General features: G+C 57.9%; 17 protein-coding genes. 10 read left to right on the top strand and 7 right to left on the bottom strand.

The window, feature by feature from the left end; translation table 11 throughout:
- Positions 1–51 precede the first annotated feature (51 nt).
- The 8 genes from murC (at position 52) to secA (ending at position 10335) form a co-directional block, all read left to right on the top strand.
- Positions 52–1527 (top strand): UDP-N-acetylmuramate--L-alanine ligase, encoded by a 1476-nt coding sequence (murC, locus tag AC6I79_RS15700; protein WP_031279704.1) that lies wholly within the window; start codon positions 52–54, stop codon positions 1525–1527.
- Complete coding sequence (locus tag AC6I79_RS15695; protein ID WP_104188113.1) at positions 1520–2440, top strand: D-alanine--D-alanine ligase; 921 nt, start codon at positions 1520–1522, stop codon at positions 2438–2440. The genes murC and AC6I79_RS15695 overlap by 8 nt, the downstream gene beginning before the upstream one ends.
- 1 nt (position 2441) lies before the next feature.
- Positions 2442–3281, top strand: a complete 840-nt coding sequence (ftsQ, locus tag AC6I79_RS15690) for a cell division protein FtsQ (RefSeq protein WP_058770619.1) — start codon at positions 2442–2444, stop codon at positions 3279–3281.
- Positions 3278–4534 (top strand): cell division protein FtsA, encoded by a 1257-nt coding sequence (ftsA, locus tag AC6I79_RS15685; protein ID WP_013507861.1) that lies wholly within the window; start codon positions 3278–3280, stop codon positions 4532–4534. The genes ftsQ and ftsA overlap by 4 nt, the downstream gene beginning before the upstream one ends.
- 71 nt (positions 4535–4605) lie before the next feature.
- Entirely contained in the window at positions 4606–5760 is a 1155-nt protein-coding gene (gene ftsZ, locus AC6I79_RS15680; protein WP_021507556.1) for a cell division protein FtsZ, read from the top strand.
- 101 nt (positions 5761–5861) lie between these two features.
- Positions 5862–6779: a UDP-3-O-acyl-N-acetylglucosamine deacetylase gene (gene lpxC / locus AC6I79_RS15675; protein ID WP_031279703.1), complete on the top strand. Its 918-nt coding sequence runs from the start codon at positions 5862–5864 to the stop codon at positions 6777–6779.
- Positions 6780–7051: 272 nt separating this feature from the next.
- Complete coding sequence (gene secM, locus AC6I79_RS15670) at positions 7052–7552, top strand: secA translation cis-regulator SecM (protein WP_132466702.1); 501 nt, start codon at positions 7052–7054, stop codon at positions 7550–7552.
- Positions 7553–7629: 77 nt separating this feature from the next.
- Complete coding sequence (gene secA / locus AC6I79_RS15665) at positions 7630–10335, top strand: preprotein translocase subunit SecA (RefSeq protein ID WP_159377309.1); 2706 nt, start codon at positions 7630–7632, stop codon at positions 10333–10335.
- A 40-nt stretch (positions 10336–10375) separates the two neighbouring features.
- Here secA and AC6I79_RS15660 read toward each other — a convergent pair whose 3' ends face one another.
- Positions 10376–10762: a winged helix-turn-helix domain-containing protein gene (locus AC6I79_RS15660; RefSeq protein ID WP_021507552.1), complete on the bottom strand. Its 387-nt coding sequence runs from the start codon at positions 10760–10762 to the stop codon at positions 10376–10378.
- 185 nt (positions 10763–10947) lie between these two features.
- Between AC6I79_RS15660 and mutT the strand changes: the two genes are divergently transcribed.
- The gene (gene mutT, locus AC6I79_RS15655) at positions 10948–11343 is read left to right on the top strand and encodes an 8-oxo-dGTP diphosphatase MutT (protein ID WP_058774821.1); all 396 of its coding nucleotides are present in this window, start codon (positions 10948–10950) and stop codon (positions 11341–11343) included.
- A gap of 26 nt (positions 11344–11369) precedes the next feature.
- Here mutT and yacG read toward each other — a convergent pair whose 3' ends face one another.
- The 3 genes from yacG to coaE are packed head-to-tail and all read right to left on the bottom strand — an operon-like array spanning position 11370 to position 12932.
- Positions 11370–11567 carry a DNA gyrase inhibitor YacG gene (yacG, locus tag AC6I79_RS15650; protein ID WP_058770616.1) on the bottom strand — a complete coding sequence of 66 codons (198 nt, stop codon included), beginning with the start codon at positions 11565–11567 and terminating at the stop codon, positions 11370–11372.
- An 8-nt stretch (positions 11568–11575) separates the two neighbouring features.
- A complete protein-coding gene (gene zapD / locus AC6I79_RS15645; protein WP_031279701.1) occupies positions 11576–12319 on the bottom strand; it encodes a cell division protein ZapD in 744 nt (247 codons plus the stop codon).
- 4 nt (positions 12320–12323) lie between these two features.
- Positions 12324–12932, bottom strand: coding sequence for a dephospho-CoA kinase (gene coaE, locus AC6I79_RS15640; protein WP_088516649.1), 609 nt, complete (start codon positions 12930–12932; stop codon positions 12324–12326).
- A gap of 208 nt (positions 12933–13140) precedes the next feature.
- Between coaE and AC6I79_RS15635 the strand changes: the two genes are divergently transcribed.
- Positions 13141–14181 (top strand): GMP reductase, encoded by a 1041-nt coding sequence (locus tag AC6I79_RS15635; protein WP_021507548.1) that lies wholly within the window; start codon positions 13141–13143, stop codon positions 14179–14181.
- Positions 14182–14211: 30 nt separating this feature from the next.
- Here AC6I79_RS15635 and hofC read toward each other — a convergent pair whose 3' ends face one another.
- The 3 genes from hofC to ppdD are packed head-to-tail and all read right to left on the bottom strand — an operon-like array spanning position 14212 to position 17234.
- Entirely contained in the window at positions 14212–15411 is a 1200-nt protein-coding gene (hofC, locus tag AC6I79_RS15630; RefSeq protein WP_159377308.1) for a protein transport protein HofC, read from the bottom strand.
- On the bottom strand, positions 15404–16792 hold the full coding sequence (gspE, locus tag AC6I79_RS15625; protein WP_159377307.1) for a type II secretion system protein GspE: 1389 nt from the start codon (positions 16790–16792) through the stop codon (positions 15404–15406). Before gspE ends, hofC begins: the two co-directional genes overlap by 8 nt.
- On the bottom strand, positions 16785–17234 hold the full coding sequence (gene ppdD / locus AC6I79_RS15620) for a prepilin peptidase-dependent pilin (RefSeq protein ID WP_021507545.1): 450 nt from the start codon (positions 17232–17234) through the stop codon (positions 16785–16787). The genes gspE and ppdD overlap by 8 nt, the downstream gene beginning before the upstream one ends.
- Positions 17235–17293 lie beyond the last annotated feature (59 nt).

Below are 17293 nucleotides of genomic sequence, written 5' to 3'. Positions count from 1 at the left end.
TGGCCTGCATCTGAATGCAGGTGCAAACGGGAAAACAGGTAACAGAGACAGATGAATACACAACAATTGGCAAAACTGCGTTCTATTGTGCCCGAGATGCGTCGCGTCCGGCACATCCACTTTGTCGGCATCGGCGGTGCCGGCATGGGCGGTATTGCCGAGGTGTTGGCGAACGAAGGCTATCACATTAGCGGCTCCGATCTGGCGCCCAATCCGGTTACGCAGCATCTGGCCTCGCTGGGCGCGACCATTTACTTCAACCATCGCCCGGAAAATGTTACCGACGCCAGCGTCGTCGTGGTTTCTACCGCCGTGGCGCAGGACAACCCGGAGCTGGTGGCGGCGCGTGAGCAGCGTATCCCGGTGATCCGCCGGGCGGAGATGCTGGCTGAGCTGATGCGTTTCCGGCACGGCATCGCGATTGCCGGCACGCACGGTAAAACCACCACCACCGCGATGGTGACCAGTATTTATGCGGAAGGCGGTCTCGATCCGACGTTCGTCAATGGCGGTCTGGTCAAAGCGGCGGGTACGCACGCGCGCCTCGGCAGCAGCCGTTATCTGATTGCGGAAGCGGACGAAAGCGACGCGTCTTTCCTGCATCTGCAACCGATGGTGGCGATTGTCACTAACATCGAAGCGGATCACATGGATACCTATCAGGGCGATTTTGAGAACCTGAAGCAGACGTTTATTAACTTCCTGCACAACCTGCCGTTCTACGGGCGCGCGGTGATGTGCGTGGACGATGTGGTGATTCGCGATCTGATTCCGCGCGTGGGCCGTCAGGTCACCACTTATGGTTTCAGCGACGATGCGGATGTGCGGGTCGAAAACTACGAACAGCGCGGCGCGCAGGGCCACTTCACCCTGATTCGTCAGGACAAGCCGGTGCTGCACGTGACGCTGAATGCGCCGGGTCGCCATAACGCGCTGAATGCCGCGGCAGCCGTAGCGGTTGCCAGCGAAGAGGGCATTGACGACAACGCTATTCTGGCGGCGCTGGAGAGTTTCCAGGGCACCGGTCGACGTTTCGACGTGTTGGGCGAGTTTGACACTGCAGCCGTTAACGGTAAGCCAGGCAGCGCGATGCTGGTCGACGATTATGGTCATCATCCGACCGAAGTGGATGTCACCATCAAAGCGGCGCGCGCCGGCTGGCCAGAGAAAAAGCTGGTGATGGTGTTTCAGCCGCATCGCTATACGCGCACCCGCGACCTGTTCGATGATTTCGCCAATGTGCTGTCGCAGGTGGATGTGTTACTGATGCTGGATGTCTACCCGGCGGGCGAAGCCGCCATTCCGGGCGCGGACAGTCGTTCACTGTGCCGTGCCATCCGCAATCGCGGCAAGGTCGATCCGATTCTGGTCTCCGAGCACGAAGCGCTGCCGGATGCGCTGGCACCGCTGCTGTCCGGCGACGATCTGGTGATTGTGCAGGGCGCCGGCAACATCGGCAAAATTGCCCGCAAGCTGGCTGAGATTCAGCTGCAGCCGGCTCTGAACACGGAGGCGCGCCATGGCTGAGAAAGTCGCGGTATTGATGGGCGGTACCTCCGCCGAGCGTGAGGTGTCACTGATGTCCGGCAGCGCGGTGCTGGCGGGACTGCGCGAGATGGGCATTGATGCGCACGGTGTCGACACCCGTGACGTCTCGGTGCTGGACCTCCGGCAGCAGGGCTTTGCCAAAGCGTTTATCGCGCTGCACGGTCGCGGTGGCGAAGATGGCACGCTGCAGGCGCTGCTGGAGTTTCTGCAACTGCCCTATACCGGCAGCGGCGTCATGGCGTCGGCCATCACCATGGATAAACTGCGCAGCAAACTGCTGTGGCAGGGCAGGGGATTGCCGGCGGGCAAATTTGTCTGGCTGACGCGCCAGCAGTATGAGCAGGGGCTGGATGCTGCAGCGCAGGCGTCGATTGCCGCGCTCGGACTGCCGCTGTTTGTGAAGCCAAGCTGTGAAGGTTCCAGCGTCGGCATCAGCCGCGTGAACCAGGCGGAAGCGCTGCCAGCCGCGCTGCAGGAGGCGTTTCGCCATGATGATGACGTGCTGGTGGAAGCTTTTCTCAGCGGCGCCGAATACACCGTGGGCATCGTCGGCGACGAAATTCTGCCGTCAATCAGAATTCAGACCGCCAGCGAGTTCTATGACTATGAAGCAAAATACATTTCTGACGATACTCAATACTTCTGCCCGAGCGGCCTGAGTGCGGAGAAAGAGGCGGAACTGCAGACATTAGTGCTGGCCGCGTGGCGCGCGTTAGGCTGCAGCGGCTGGGGACGGGTTGATGTGATGGTCGACGGTGACGGCAATTTCCAGCTGCTGGAAGTGAACACCTCGCCAGGCATGACCAGCCACAGCCTGGTGCCGATGGCGGCAAAGCAGGCGGGATACAGCTTCCCGCAACTGGTGGCGCGCATTCTGGAGCTGGCTGACTGATATGTCTCAGGCGGCACTGCGCGTTAGAAATCGCGAACCTCAGGAGCGTGCGCGCTCCGGACGGAGCAACGGAGCACGGCTGTTTGGCATCGTGTTCCTGCTGCTGGTGATGGGCATCATGGTGGCTGGCGGCCTCGTGGTGCTGAAGTGGATGAATGATGCGTCGCGTCTGCCGCTGTCGAAGCTGGTGGTGACGGGCGAAACCCACTACACCACGCACGATGATATTCGTCAGGCGATTTTATCGCTCGGCGCGCCGGGAACGTTCATGTCGCAGAACGTGGATATTATCCAGCAGCAGATCGAGCGTTTACCGTGGATTAAACAGGTTAGCGTGCGCAAGCAGTGGCCTGATGAGCTGAAGATAAACCTTGTGGAGTACGTCCCGGTGGCACGCTGGAATGACTCGCACATGGTGGACGCCGATGGCGTCTCCTTCAGCGTCCCGGCCAGCCACATCGGCAAAGAGACGTTGCCGATGCTGTATGGGCCGGAAGGCAGTGAGAAAGAGGTATTGGCCGGCTATCACACCATGAGTGATGTGCTGCGGGCCAGTAAGTTTACCCTGAAGGTCGCGTCGATGACGGCGCGGCGCTCGTGGCAGCTGGTGACCAGCGACGATGTGCGCATCGAACTGGGGCGCAGCGACACCATGAAGCGTCTGAACCGTTTTATTGAGCTCTATCCGGAGTTGCAGCAGCAGGGCCAGAATCAGAACCAGCGTATCAGCTATGTTGATCTACGCTATGACTCCGGCGCCGCAGTAGGCTGGGTACCGGCACCGATTGAGCCACAGGACAGTAATCAGCAACAAAACCAGGCACAGGCTAAACCACAATGATCAAGGCAACGGACAGAAAACTGGTAGTAGGACTTGAAATCGGCACTGCGAAGGTCGCCGCCCTGGTTGGGGAAATTCTGCCCGATGGTATGGTCAACATTATTGGCGTCGGCAGCTGCCCGTCCCGCGGTATGGACAAAGGCGGCGTGAACGATCTGGAGTCGGTGGTGAAGTGCGTTCAGCGCGCCATCGACCAGGCGGAATTGATGGCAGACTGCCAGATTTCGTCGGTATACCTTGCTTTATCGGGCAAACATATTAGTTGTCAGAACGAAATCGGGATGGTTCCGATTTCCGAAGAGGAAGTCACTCAGGATGATGTGGAAAACGTGGTGCATACGGCGAAATCCGTTCGCGTGCGCGACGAACATCGTATTCTGCATGTGATTCCACAGGAATACGCCATCGATTATCAGGAAGGCATCAAAAATCCGGTTGGCCTTTCCGGCGTGCGTATGCAGGCCAAGGTGCATCTCATCACCTGCCACAACGATATGGCAAAAAATATCGTGAAAGCCGTTGAACGTTGTGGCCTGAAAGTTGACCAACTGATTTTTGCCGGACTGGCATCCAGTTTTTCGGTGCTGACCGAAGATGAACGTGAGCTGGGAGTCTGTGTTGTTGACATCGGTGGCGGTACAATGGATATCGCGGTGTACACCGGCGGCGCGCTGCGTCATACCAAAGTGATTCCCTATGCCGGGAACGTGGTGACCAGCGACATCGCCTATGCCTTTGGCACACCGCCAACCGACGCCGAAGCGATTAAAGTGCGTCATGGTTGTGCGCTGGGTTCGATTGTCGGCAAAGACGAAAACGTCGAGGTGCCGAGCGTGGGTGGACGTCCGCCGCGCAGCCTGCAGCGCCAGACGCTGGCAGAAGTGATTGAGCCGCGTTACACCGAACTGCTGAATCTGGTGAACGACGAGATTCTGCAACTGCAGGAGCAACTGCGCCAGCAGGGCGTGAAGCATCATCTGGCAGCCGGTATTGTGCTGACCGGCGGTGCGGCGCAGATTGAAGGTCTGGCGGCCTGTGCACAGCGGGTGTTCCACACCCAGGTGCGCATCGGTCAGCCGCTTAACATCACCGGCCTGACGGATTATGCGCAGGAGCCGTACTACTCGACGGCGGTTGGCCTGCTGCATTACGGCAAAGAGTCACACATGAACGGTGATGCAGAAACGGAAAAACGTGCTTCAGTGGGCAATTGGTTTAAACGCATCAACAGCTGGCTGAAGAAAGAGTTTTAATTTTTTGAAAAAGGAGATCATCAGGCAATGTTTATGATCTCCAGGCGACAGGCACATAACGGAGAGAAATCATGTTTGAACCTATGGAATTAACCAATGACGCGGTGATTAAAGTCATCGGCGTCGGCGGTGGCGGTGGCAACGCCGTAGAGCACATGGTACGCGAGCGTATCGAAGGTGTGGAATTCTTCGCTGTGAATACCGACGCACAGGCGTTGCGTAAAACGGCGGTCGGCCAGACGATTCAGATCGGGACCAATATCACCAAAGGTCTCGGTGCGGGTGCTAACCCGGAAGTCGGCCGTACCTCGGCGGAAGAGGATCGCGAAGCACTGCGTTCTGCGCTGGAAGGGGCAGACATGGTGTTTATCGCCGCGGGCATGGGTGGCGGTACTGGTACCGGTGCAGCTCCTGTGGTGGCTGAAGTAGCCAAAGATTTAGGTATCCTGACGGTTGCAGTGGTGACGAAGCCCTTCAACTTCGAAGGGAAAAAACGCATGGCGTTTGCTGAGCAGGGTATCGCTGAGCTGTCTAAGCATGTTGATTCACTGATCACCATTCCTAACGACAAGCTGCTGAAAGTGCTGGGCCGTGGTATCTCTCTGCTGGATGCCTTCGGTGCGGCTAACGACGTGCTGAAAGGTGCGGTGCAGGGTATCGCAGAACTGATTACCCGTCCGGGTCTGATGAACGTCGACTTCGCCGACGTGCGTACCGTGATGTCAGAAATGGGTTACGCGATGATGGGTTCTGGCGTTGCCTGTGGTGAAGACCGTGCTGAAGAAGCGGCCGAAATGGCGATCTCCAGCCCGCTGCTGGAAGATATCGATCTGTCGGGTGCGCGTGGCGTGCTGGTCAACATCACGGCGGGCTTCGACCTGCGCCTGGATGAGTTCGAAACCGTGGGTAACACCATCCGCGCCTTCGCCTCGGACAACGCGACCGTGGTTATCGGTACCTCGCTGGATCCAGAGATGAACGACGAGCTGCGCGTCACCGTGGTGGCGACCGGTATCGGCATGGACAAACGTCCGGAAATCACTCTGGTGACTAACAAGCCTGCGACTCAGCCGGTCATGGATCATCGCTACCAGCAGCACGGCATGGCGCCGCTGCCGCAGGAGCAGAAACCGGCCGCGAAAGTGGTGAATGACCAGCCAGCGTCATCCAGCAAAGAGCCTGACTATCTTGATATTCCAGCCTTCCTGCGTAAACAGGCAGACTAAGAATATCCTGAGAATTGGGATTCTCCGCTCTTTGTGCTAAAGTATTCGCCCGCCGGTAATTTATACTGGCGGTCGGATGGGTAATATTGCGAGATAATGCGATGATCAAACAAAGGACATTAAAACGTATTGTTCAGGCGACTGGCGTCGGTTTGCATACCGGCAAAAAAGTCACGCTGACTTTACGCCCTGCGTCGGCTAATACCGGGGTCATCTATCGTCGCACTGACTTGAATCCACCGGTTGATTTCCCGGCTGATGCAAAATACGTGCGCGACACCATGCTGAGTACCTGCCTGGTGAATGATGAAGGCGTGCGTATTTCGACGGTTGAACACCTGAATGCTGCATTGGCAGGTCTGGGTATCGACAACATTATTGTTGAAGTCGATGCGCCAGAAATTCCGATTATGGATGGCAGTGCCGCGCCTTTTGTTTATTTGCTGATGGATGCCGGTGTCGAAGAGCTGAACAGTGCGAAGAAATTCGTGCGCGTGAAGCAAACGGTACGGGTTGAAGATGGCGATAAGTGGGCCGAGATCAAACCGTACAACGGTTTTTCACTCGACTTCACCATCGACTTCAAACATCCGGCGATCGACTCAAGCTCGCAGCGTTACCAGCTCAATTTCTCGGCTGAATCCTTTGTGCGTCAGATTAGCCGTGCGCGCACCTTCGGCTTTATGCGTGAAATCGAATATCTGCAGTCTAAAGGCCTGTGCCTGGGCGGTAGTTTAGATTGTGCGATTGGCCTCGATGACTTCCGCGTATTGAATGAAGATGGCCTGCGCTTTGAAGATGAGTTCGTGCGTCACAAAATGCTGGACGCCATCGGCGACCTGTTCATGTGTGGTCATAACGTGATTGGCGCATTCTCTGCGTTCAAGTCCGGCCATGCGCTGAACAACAAACTGTTGCAGGCGGTACTGGCGAAGCAGGAAGCCTGGGAATGGGCGACCTTCGAAGACGAAGCTGAACTGCCACTGGCCTTCAAAGCGCCAAATTTAGTGCTGGCTTAATAAGTCAGCCATCAAACGGCGGGCTTCCCTGACACCCTCTCCGGTCAGTGGAACCCGCCGTTTTTTATTGCCCGCCGCTGGCGCTGTAATCCCGCTCGCAAAACCCTGTTGTCAGTGATCAAACCCTGCGCAAAAAAACGTGAAATCCGCCGTAAGCCCTTTAATCCCTGATGTCGAAGCCCCACATAAGTGCTATTATCTGGCGCTCATGTAAGCAGGGTGCGTAACGTAACTCTGGCTTAGCGCTTAATGACTGGCATGATGGACAAAAGGTGATCGGGATTTTTTCACGCTGGCGACAACTCGGCAGACGCTATTTCTGGCCTCATCTCCTGTTGGGAATGGTGGCGGCCAGTCTCGGCCTGCCTGCCTGTGCACAAAGCGCAGAGCCCACCAGCAGCGATTCGCCGGTCAGCAGCCTGTTTACCGGCAAGGTGGTGCGGTTTGATCACCTGATTCGCCTGCAGGAAAGCGCGCGTCGCCCCAGTTTCAACGTTGATTACTGGCATCAGCACGCCATCCGCACCGTCATTCGCCATCTCTCATTCAGCATGACGCCGCCCGCAACAGCGGAAGCGGAACATGCATTGCCGCTGGCGGCGCAAAAGCTGGCTCTGATTGACTCGCTGCAGGCGCTGCTGACTTCACCCGCGCAACCTTTAGCCACGATGGCACCGCCGTCGCGAGCGCATCATGTTTCGCCCAACGTTCACTCTTCTGCTGACTGGCAGGCTGCTATTCATGGCATCCGCGCCGGACCTTTCATTGCTTAACGCTAACGTTATTTTCCTTTTTCTGTTTTTTGCCTTTGCAGCCCGTATTGTTACGGCTGAATTGAGATAAATTTATTATGTTAATCAAATTGTTAACGAAAGTTTTTGGTAGCAGCAATGATCGTACTCTGCGCCGCATGCGTAAAGTGGTCGATGTCATCAATAAGATGGAGCCGGAGTTCGTCAAACTGTCTGACGACGAACTGAAAGCGAAAACCGATCAATTCCGCGAGCGCCTGAAAAAAGGTGAAACGCTGGAGAGCCTGATTCCTGAAGCCTTCGCCACCGTGCGTGAAGCCAGTAAGCGCGTGTTTGGCATGCGCCACTTTGACGTGCAGCTGATCGGCGGCATGGTGCTCAACGAACGCTGCATCGCGGAGATGCGTACCGGTGAGGGTAAAACCCTGACTGCGACGCTGCCAGCCTACCTGAACGCGCTGAGCGGTAAGGGCGTGCACGTTGTGACCGTCAACGACTATCTGGCGCAGCGTGACGCCGAAAACAACCGTCCGCTGTTTGAGTTCCTTGGTCTGACAGTCGGTATCAACCTGCCGGGCATGCCGGCGGTGGCTAAGCGCGCTGCGTATGCAGCCGATATCACCTACGGCACCAACAACGAATACGGCTTCGATTATCTGCGCGATAACATGGCCTTCAGTCCGGAAGAGCGCGTACAGCGTAAACTGCACTATGCGCTGGTGGATGAGGTGGACTCGATCCTGATCGATGAAGCGCGTACGCCGCTGATTATCTCGGGTCCGGCCGAAGACAGCTCCGATCTCTATATCAAGGTCAACAAAATCATTCCGCATCTGGTGCGCCAGGAAAAAGAAGACTCGGATAACTTCCAGGGCGAAGGTGACTTCTGGGTGGATGAAAAAGCCCGTCAGGCGCACATGACCGAGCGCGGTCTGGTGAAAGTGGAAGAGCTGCTGGTCAGTCAGGGCATCATGGATGAGGGCGAATCACTCTACTCGCCGACCAACATCATGCTGATGCACCACGTGACGGCAGCACTGCGCGCCCATGCACTGTTCACCCGCGACGTTGACTACATCGTGAAGGATGGCGAGGTGATCATCGTTGATGAACACACCGGTCGTACCATGCAGGGACGTCGCTGGTCTGATGGCCTGCACCAGGCGGTCGAAGCCAAAGAGGGTGTGGAGATCCAGAATGAAAACCAGACGCTGGCTTCCATCACCTTCCAGAACTACTTCCGTATCTACGAGAAACTGGCCGGTATGACCGGTACCGCTGATACTGAAGCGTTTGAATTCAGCTCCATCTATAAACTCGATACCATCGTGGTGCCGACCAACCGTCCGATGGTGCGTAAAGATATGGCCGATCTGGTCTACATGACCGAGAAAGAGAAGATCGACGCCATTATCGAAGATATTCGCACCTGTACGGCTAACGGGCAGCCGGTACTGGTGGGCACCATCTCGATTGAAAAATCGGAAGTGGTATCTCAGGAGCTGACGCGCGCGGGTATTAAGCACAGCGTACTGAACGCCAAGTTCCACGCCAGCGAAGCGGATATCGTGGCGCAGGCAGGTCAGCCAGCCGCGGTAACCATCGCGACCAACATGGCCGGTCGTGGTACGGACATCATGCTCGGCGGTAGCTGGCAGGCGGAAGTGGCCGCGCTGGAAAACCCGACGGAAGAGCAGATTGAAGCCATCAAGGCGGCGTGGAAACTGCGCCATGATGCGGTGCTGGCGGCAGGCGGTTTGCACATTATCGGTACCGAACGCCACGAATCACGCCGTATCGATAACCAGCTGCGCGGCCGTGCGGGTCGTCAGGGTGACGCCGGTTCTTCGCGCTTCTATCTGTCGATGGAAGATGCGCTGATGCGTATCTTTGCCTCCGATCGTGTGTCCAACATGATGCGTAAGCTGGGTATGAAGCCGGGTGAAGCGATTGAGCATCCGTGGGTGACCAAAGCGATTGCTAATGCGCAGCGCAAAGTGGAAAGCCGCAACTTCGATATCCGTAAACAGCTGCTGGAATACGATGACGTCGCTAACGATCAGCGCCGCGCCATTTACAGCCAGCGTAACGAACTGCTGGATGTCTCTGACGTTTCGGACACCATCAACAGCATCCGTGAAGATGTGTTCAAAGCCACTATCGACACTTACATTCCGCCGCAGTCGCTGGAAGAGATGTGGGACGTCCCGGGGCTGGAAGAGCGTCTGCGCAATGATTTCGATCTGGATCTGCCGATTGCCGAGTGGCTGGATAAAGAGCCGGATCTGCATGAAGAGACGTTGCGTGAGCGCATCATGAGCCGCGCCAGTGAAAACTATGTGGCGAAAGAAGAAGTGGTCGGCGCAGAAATGATGCGCAACTTCGAAAAAGGCGTGATGCTGCAAACGCTCGATTCGCTGTGGAAAGAGCATCTGGCGGCGATGGACTATCTGCGTCAGGGTATCCATCTGCGTGGCTATGCGCAGAAGGATCCGAAGCAGGAGTACAAACGTGAATCTTTCGCCATGTTTGCCGCGATGCTGGAGTCGCTGAAGTACGAAGTGATCAGCACCCTGAGCAAAGTGCAGGTGCGGATGCCGGAAGAAGTAGAAGCGATGGAGCAGCAGCGTCGTGAAGAAGCAGAGCGTCTGGCACAGCAGCAGCAGCTCAGTCACGTCGATGACGACACCGCAGCGGCCGCTGCACTGGCGGCACAGGGCGGTGAGCGGAAAGTGGGACGTAACGATCCGTGCCCATGCGGCTCAGGTAAAAAATACAAACAGTGTCACGGTCGTCTGGCCTGATAACAAAAAGGAGCCCGCGGGCTCCTTTTTCTTTGGCTGATTAGCGGGTAATCGCCATCAGCTTCTCCTCATTCAGCCGCACGCCATGATAGGGCAGCGTAACCAGCAGCCCATCCGGCAAACCATAGCGTTTCAGCAACGCCCGGCTCTGAAACAGCAATTGGTGATAGTTGTTGTCGCTGATCCCCGGATAGCTCTCATTCCATACCGTGGCAATAATCTGCCGTTTCGAGGTGATGCGCAGCAGCAGGCAGGAGAAGAAGCGCTTCTGCGCTTCATTAAGCGGGATGGTCTTCTGTTCTGGCCACCAGGTTAAGGTGTTTTGCGCGCTGTCGAGCGTCAGGATGTCGTGAAAAACCAAATGGCGTAAGGTATTCATCTGTTTCTGTGCGTCTTGCGCCAGAAACGTTGTTAGTTTGCGTTCCATGTGTAGTCGGCCTGGCTAGAGTAAAGTGGCTGCGAGTATTCCCAACATGGCGCCGTGCGATCATTACGACCTGTCTTAATAACTGGAATCTGTGCGACAGGATCGCGGTGAAGCCGACAGCAGTTAACATCGTCCGGCGTCTGCTTTAAAATCAGCGCTCACTCACTACAAGCGGAATCCAGCTTATGAAACACCTGCAGGTTGCGGTGGGCATCATTCGCAATGCCAGTCGTCAGATCTTTCTTGCCCAGCGCGCAGCAAGCTCCCACATGGCCAACAAATGGGAGTTCCCGGGCGGAAAAATTGAACAGCACGAAAGCGCAGAACAGGCGTTAAAACGTGAGCTGATGGAAGAAACCGGTATTGAAGTGACGGCGGCGAAAGCGATTGGTCAGGCCGACCACAGTTACGATGACCTGCGTGTTACGCTGCATTTCTTCCTGGTGGAGGGCTGGCAGGGTGAGCCGTGGGGACGCGAAGGTCAGCCGCAGCGTTGGGTCGAGCAGCGTGATTTGCTGGCCGATGAATTTCCACCTGCCAACCACGCCCTGATTGCCCGCTTAGTGGCGGGCGAGATTTAAACTCAGGGGCTGCGTGCCCCTGCCGATTACGGCTGCTCTTCACTCCAGTCGTCACTCTCCGTCATGTCTCCGCTGCTGGGAATGCGTTTCTCTTCAGCGGCCCACTCACCCAGATCGATCAACTGACAGCGTTTGCTGCAAAACGGGCGCCACGGGCTGAGTTCATCCCACATCACGGCTTTACCGCAGTTGGGGCAAGGTACGGTAATCATCTCTTCCTGCATAACATCCTCTAACAACAGGCTAATTCAAAATTCAGTCGCGCCGGTACTTCGCCGCGTTCGCTATCGAGCGGTAAAAAGCGGATGGCATAGCGGCTTTTATGACCAGAGACCTGCGGATAGAGCGCATCTTCCAGCGTCAGCTGCAGGCGCAGCAGGTCGGATCCTTCGGCGTTATCCTGATAAAAGCCGTTGAGGCTGGTCTGATGGCGAAACACGCCTGACTGACGAATCAGGTTGAGGATCATCGTCAGGCTGTTGCGCAGCGGATCGAGCGAGGCCAGCCAGCTATTCACCAGGGTATCGCGCAGCGCCTGTGGCTGGTGCAGCCAGATGTGTAAACCCGGCAGATCAAAACTGCAGCAGCCGCCGGGAATGCTCAGGCGCTGACGTACGGAGGCAATCAGCCGGTCTTCGCGCAGCTGCTGACCCATGCGCGGCGCGGCCATCAGCTCGCTGGACTGCTGCTTTAGCTGTTCGCGCAGCTGGCTGACGGTGTGTTCATCGACACCCGGCACATCCAGCCAGGCACGCAGTTTTTGCTGCTGACGCTCCAGCTCTTTTAACAGCTCGGTGCGCATATCGCCGCGTTCGAAGATATCCAGCAAGTCGCCAATAATACGAAATACACCCAGTGCGGCAACCGAGCTGTTGACCGGCAGCGTTTCGTCCAGCTGGTTAATCAAAAACTCCACGCGCAGCCAGGTGCGCATTTTCTCATTCAATGGGTGTTCAAACAGAACCACTGTGCTCATGATATTAATCCCGTCCGGTTGCTGCCAGGCGTAAATAGCGCTGGTGAAGTTCAGCAACGCGCGGCAAAGCCTGTTCCGGCGTGCCGCTGTTATCTATGATGTCATCCGCGCAGGCTAAACGCTGCTGACGGCTGGCCTGCGCGGCAAGAATCCGTTGCGCCTGGCTGAGAGAGATACCATCACGCTGGCGGGTGCGCTGCAGCTGCGTGGCCTCATCGACATCCACGACTAATACCCGATCAGCCTGATGCTGCAGACCATTTTCTACCAGCAGCGGCACTACCCACATGACGTAAGGCGAAGCTGCCTGCGCCTTCAGCTGCTGGGTACGGGCGTTAATCAGCGGGTGCAGCAGTTGATTGAGCCAGTTTTTCTCTTGCGGCTGCTGGAAAATAATTTCCCGCAGCCGCGCGCGATAAAGCGTGCCTTCTGCGGTCAGAATCGATTCTCCATGGCGTTTCACAATCGCATTGAGCGCAGGTGTGCCCGGTTCAACCACCTCGCGGGCAATCACATCGGCATCAATGATGTCGACGTTCAGCGCGGCAAAAGCGTTAGCAATGGTGCTTTTACCACTACCAATGCCGCCGGTCAGTGCAACGGTAAAAGGCATAGCGTTCTCTCAACATTTTTCTCATCTGCCGCAGCGTGATGAGAGCCCGATCACAATCGGTTTTCTCAGCTAAATTTAACGGATTGTAGCTTAAATAAAGTGAAATTCGCAGTCTTGTCGCGGAACGAATGGCGCGTATGATAACGACACTGGAGCCGTGAGCGCTACCCGAACTGCGGTTCGTCGTCACTAACCAGGACACTCTGCTATGCGTATCGAAGAAGATGTAAAACTGGGCTTTAAAGATGTATTGATCCGCCCGAAACGCTCCACGCTGAAAAGCCGTTCCGAGGTTGAGCTGGAACGTACGTTCACCTTCAAACATTCAGGCCTCGCCTGGTCCGGCGTTCCGGTGATTGCCGCCAACATGGATACCGTCGGCACCTTTACCATGGCCGAAGCGCTGGCTGGCTTTAACGTGCTGACCGCCGTTCACAAGCACTACAGTGTTGAAGCGTGGCAGACCTTTATCCAGCGCGTACCGGCCACGGTGCTCAGCCACGTGATGGTCTCCACCGGCACCTCAGAAGCAGATTTCACAAAGTTAAGCGCGATTCTCGCGCTGTCGCCCCAACTCAATTTTATCTGTATTGATGTGGCAAACGGCTACTCCGAGCACTTTGTTGCCTTCCTGCAGCGCGCGCGGGAAAGCTTCCCGGGGAAAACCATTTGTGCCGGGAATGTGGTGACCGGTGAAATGGTCGAAGAGCTGATTCTGTCCGGTGCCGACATTGTGAAGGTGGGAATCGGCCCGGGATCGGTCTGCACCACGCGCGTCAAAACCGGCGTTGGCTACCCGCAACTCTCCGCGGTGATTGAGTGTGCTGATGCGGCGCACGGCCTCGGTGGGCAGATTGTCAGCGATGGCGGTTGCGCCGTGCCGGGCGATATCGCCAAGGCGTTCGGCGGCGGCGCTGACTTCGTGATGCTCGGCGGCATGCTGGCGGCACACGATGAGTGCGAAGGCACTCTTGTTGAAGAGCAGGGCGAGCAGTTTATGCTGTTCTACGGCATGAGCTCCGAATCCGCGATGAAACGTCATGTAGGCGGTGTGGCGGGCTACCGCGCCGCAGAAGGTAAAACTGTTCGTCTGCCGCTGCGTGGACCGGTCGCGGAGACGGTGAAAGATATCCTCGGCGGACTGCGTTCGGCCTGTACTTACGTCGGCGCAGAGCGCCTGAAAGAGCTGACCAAACGCACGACCTTTATTCGTGTGGCAGAGCAGGAAAACCGCGTCTTTAACCGTTGATGTGCCGCAACGGGCGCCGCGTGCGCCCGTTTAACGTATGGCGTCTCCCAGACCAAATACCGGCAGATACATGGCAATCACCAGCGTGCCGACAATGCCGCCAATCACTACCATCATTAACGGCTCCAGCGAAGCGGCGAGGCTGTCTGCGCGCGTCAGCGTTTGCGCTTCGTGCCACTCCGCCAGCCGCGCCAGCATCACATCCAGCGCACCGGCCTCTTCACCGACGCGGATCAGCTGAGCGCACAGCGGCGTAAACAGCGGATGTCCCTGTAGCGCCTGATACAGCGGCGCGCCAGCAGCAATGTGTTGCTGTAACGCCACGATGGCATCGCGCCACAGTCGTGCGGCCAGCGTCACCTCCACCGCCTGCAGGCTTTGCAGCAGCGTCAGTCCGGCCTGCTGCGTCAGTTGCAGAATCGCGTATATCTGGCTGAGCTGACCGCCGCGCCACAACGGGGCCAGCAGCGGAAGCCGCAGCAGCCACTGCTGGCTGCGCTTTTGCCACGCAACGGATCGTCGATAGGTCAGACGCGCCAGCCACCCGGACGCCACACCGCACAACAGCAGCGGCAGCGCCGCCTGCTGCAACAGTGCCGACAGCGCCATCACGCCGGCGGTAAAGGCCGGCAGCGGTGCGTCAAAGCTGGCGTACACCGCAACAAATTCCGGCAGTACAAACAGCAGCATCCCGGCGCTGACCGCCAGCGCTACCAGCAGGATGAACAGCGGATAGCGCAACGCTTTCACCACTTTCTGGCGCAGAAACTGTTGCCTGCTCTGCTGTAGTGCCAGCTGGCGGCAGCACTCGTCCAGTTGTCCGGTCAGCTCACCCACCTGCATCAGCGCCGGAAACAGCGGCGGGAAAATATCTGGCCAGGCACGCAGCGCCTGAGAAAACGGCTCTCCGGCCATGACCCGCTGTTGCAGAAGGCTCAGCAGCACGCGCCAGCCTGCGTGAGGATGGCCGCTGGCCAGCAATGTCAGACTCTCCGCCAGCGGCAGCCCGGCTTTCAGCAACGTCGCCAGCTGGCGCATCAGGTCAATTTTCTGCTGCCACTTCCAGTCGCGCGCGCGCCAGCATTTCCCGCGCTGCCAGCTCACCACCAGCATGCCGCGATCGCCCAGCTGGCCGAGCAGGGCATCCTGCGTGGGCTGCAGCGACTCGCCCTCCTGCAGCAGGCCCATGCTGTCCAGTGCCTGCCAGTGAAACTGGTAGCGATTAGCCATTGCCAAGGCCCACCACGCGCTGCATCTCCTCGAAAGAGGTGTCGCCGCGGCTCACCGCCTCCAGCCCGGCGGTCAGCAGTGTTTTCATTCCCTGCTCCGCAGCCAGCGTCAGCAGGTGCTCCAGCGGCATATCAGCCGAGATAGCGTTCTGCAACCTGCTGCTCATCGGCAGGATTTCAAACAGCGCCAGGCGGCCGTAATAACCCGAGAAGCAGTGATCGCAGCCGGGGGCACGCCAGGTTTGCAGCGTGCCGGGCCACATGTCGCCGGGCAGGTGGGCAATCGCCTGGCCCGGCTGACGGCAGTGCACGCACAAACGGCGCACCAGCCGCTGCGCCACCACCAGCTGTAGCGCCGGGCCAAGCAGATAGCCGGGAATGTCCATCTGCCGTAGGCGGGTCAGGGTTTCGGCCGTCGAGTTGGTGTGCAAAGTCGAGAGCACCAGATGTCCGGTCTGCGCCGCTTTTACGGCGATGCTGGCGGTTTCAGCATCACGGATTTCACCGATCATTATGACGTCCGGATCCTGCCGCAGCAGCGCGCGCAGGACGCGGTTAAAGTCGAGACCGCTCCGTGGCTGTACCTGCGTCTGGTTAATCCCCTGTAGCGGAATTTCCAGCGGGTCCTCCACGCTGCAGACGTTTTTCTCCGGCACGTTGAGGGCGCTCAGGCTGCTGTACAGCGTAAAGGTTTTACCGCTGCCGGTTGGGCCGGTGACCAGAATCAGCCCCTGCGGTTTGGCCAGCGCGTTTTTCAGCAGGCGCAGCTGTGGTAGCGGCATGCCCAGCTTATCGAGCGCAATGGCGCTGTTTTCGCTTTGCAGCAGGCGTACCACCGCTTTTTCACCCTGGCTGACCGGCAGGGTCGACAGGCGGAACGCCGCCGGTTTGTCATCCATCTCCAGACTGAACTGGCCATCCTGCGGCAGCCGACGCTCCGCGATATCCAGACCGCCGAGGATTTTCAAGCGTGCCAGCACGGCGGCGGGTGGGGCATCCGGTAACTGCGGCAGCGGATGCAGCACGCCGTCAATCCGCAGCCGCACGCGCAGCCCGTGACGCTGCGGTTCAAAGTGCACATCGGAGGCGCGTCGCTGTATGGCCTGGCGCAGAATCTGATCCACCGCGTGAATGGCGGACTCGGCGCTAGCCTGTTCGCGCGGTGCCGCACTGCTTTCGGGCTGGTGCAGCAGCTGCTCCAGCCGTGCGGCGGGCCAGCACTCGATCTCGACTGCGCACTGGCTGGCAAACTGCAGCGCCTCTAACAACAGCGGGTCTGGCGCGTCCGCGACCGCCACGCGCAAGTGCATGGCGTCATGGTGCAGTATCACGGCCTGATAGCGGGCACACAGCGCCTGCAGGGCGCTATCCGGCTTATCCATTGTTTTCTTCCTTGTCGGCAAAGCGGAACTGCTCAAGGCAGCTGTCGCGCAGGCTGGCGTTGTCGCTGGTGCAGCTGCGTTGCCAACTGAGTGCGCCTTCCGCCGCATTCCATATCGGCAACATTGCAACGGTTAACCCCGTCAGGCTCTCCTGGCCGGTCAGCGTAATGGCACCATTGACCACGCTCAGGTTCGCCACATAGCGCGAGCCTTTGGCGGCGGGAATACCACGCTCGCCGGCCTGACACTGCGCCGGTCCGCCGCGCTCGATGGCGCACAGCTCCACGGCAGTCTTATAGGGCACCATGGTTTGCAGCATGTCGGTCAGCGCGGCACGTTGCAGATAATTTTGGTAAGCGGGCAGGCCAATAGCGCTGAGGATGGCGACGATACCGATGACAATCATCAGCTCGATCAGGGTAAAACCGCGTTGTTTATCCATAATGAGGCTCCTTGTTGTGGAGCCACAACGGTAAGAAAGGGCAGGGAAAAGCGGAAGGG

This window comes from gamma proteobacterium symbiont of Scutellera amethystina (assembly GCF_059730845.1).
This window is presented reverse-complemented; position numbering and strand designations above follow the sequence as displayed.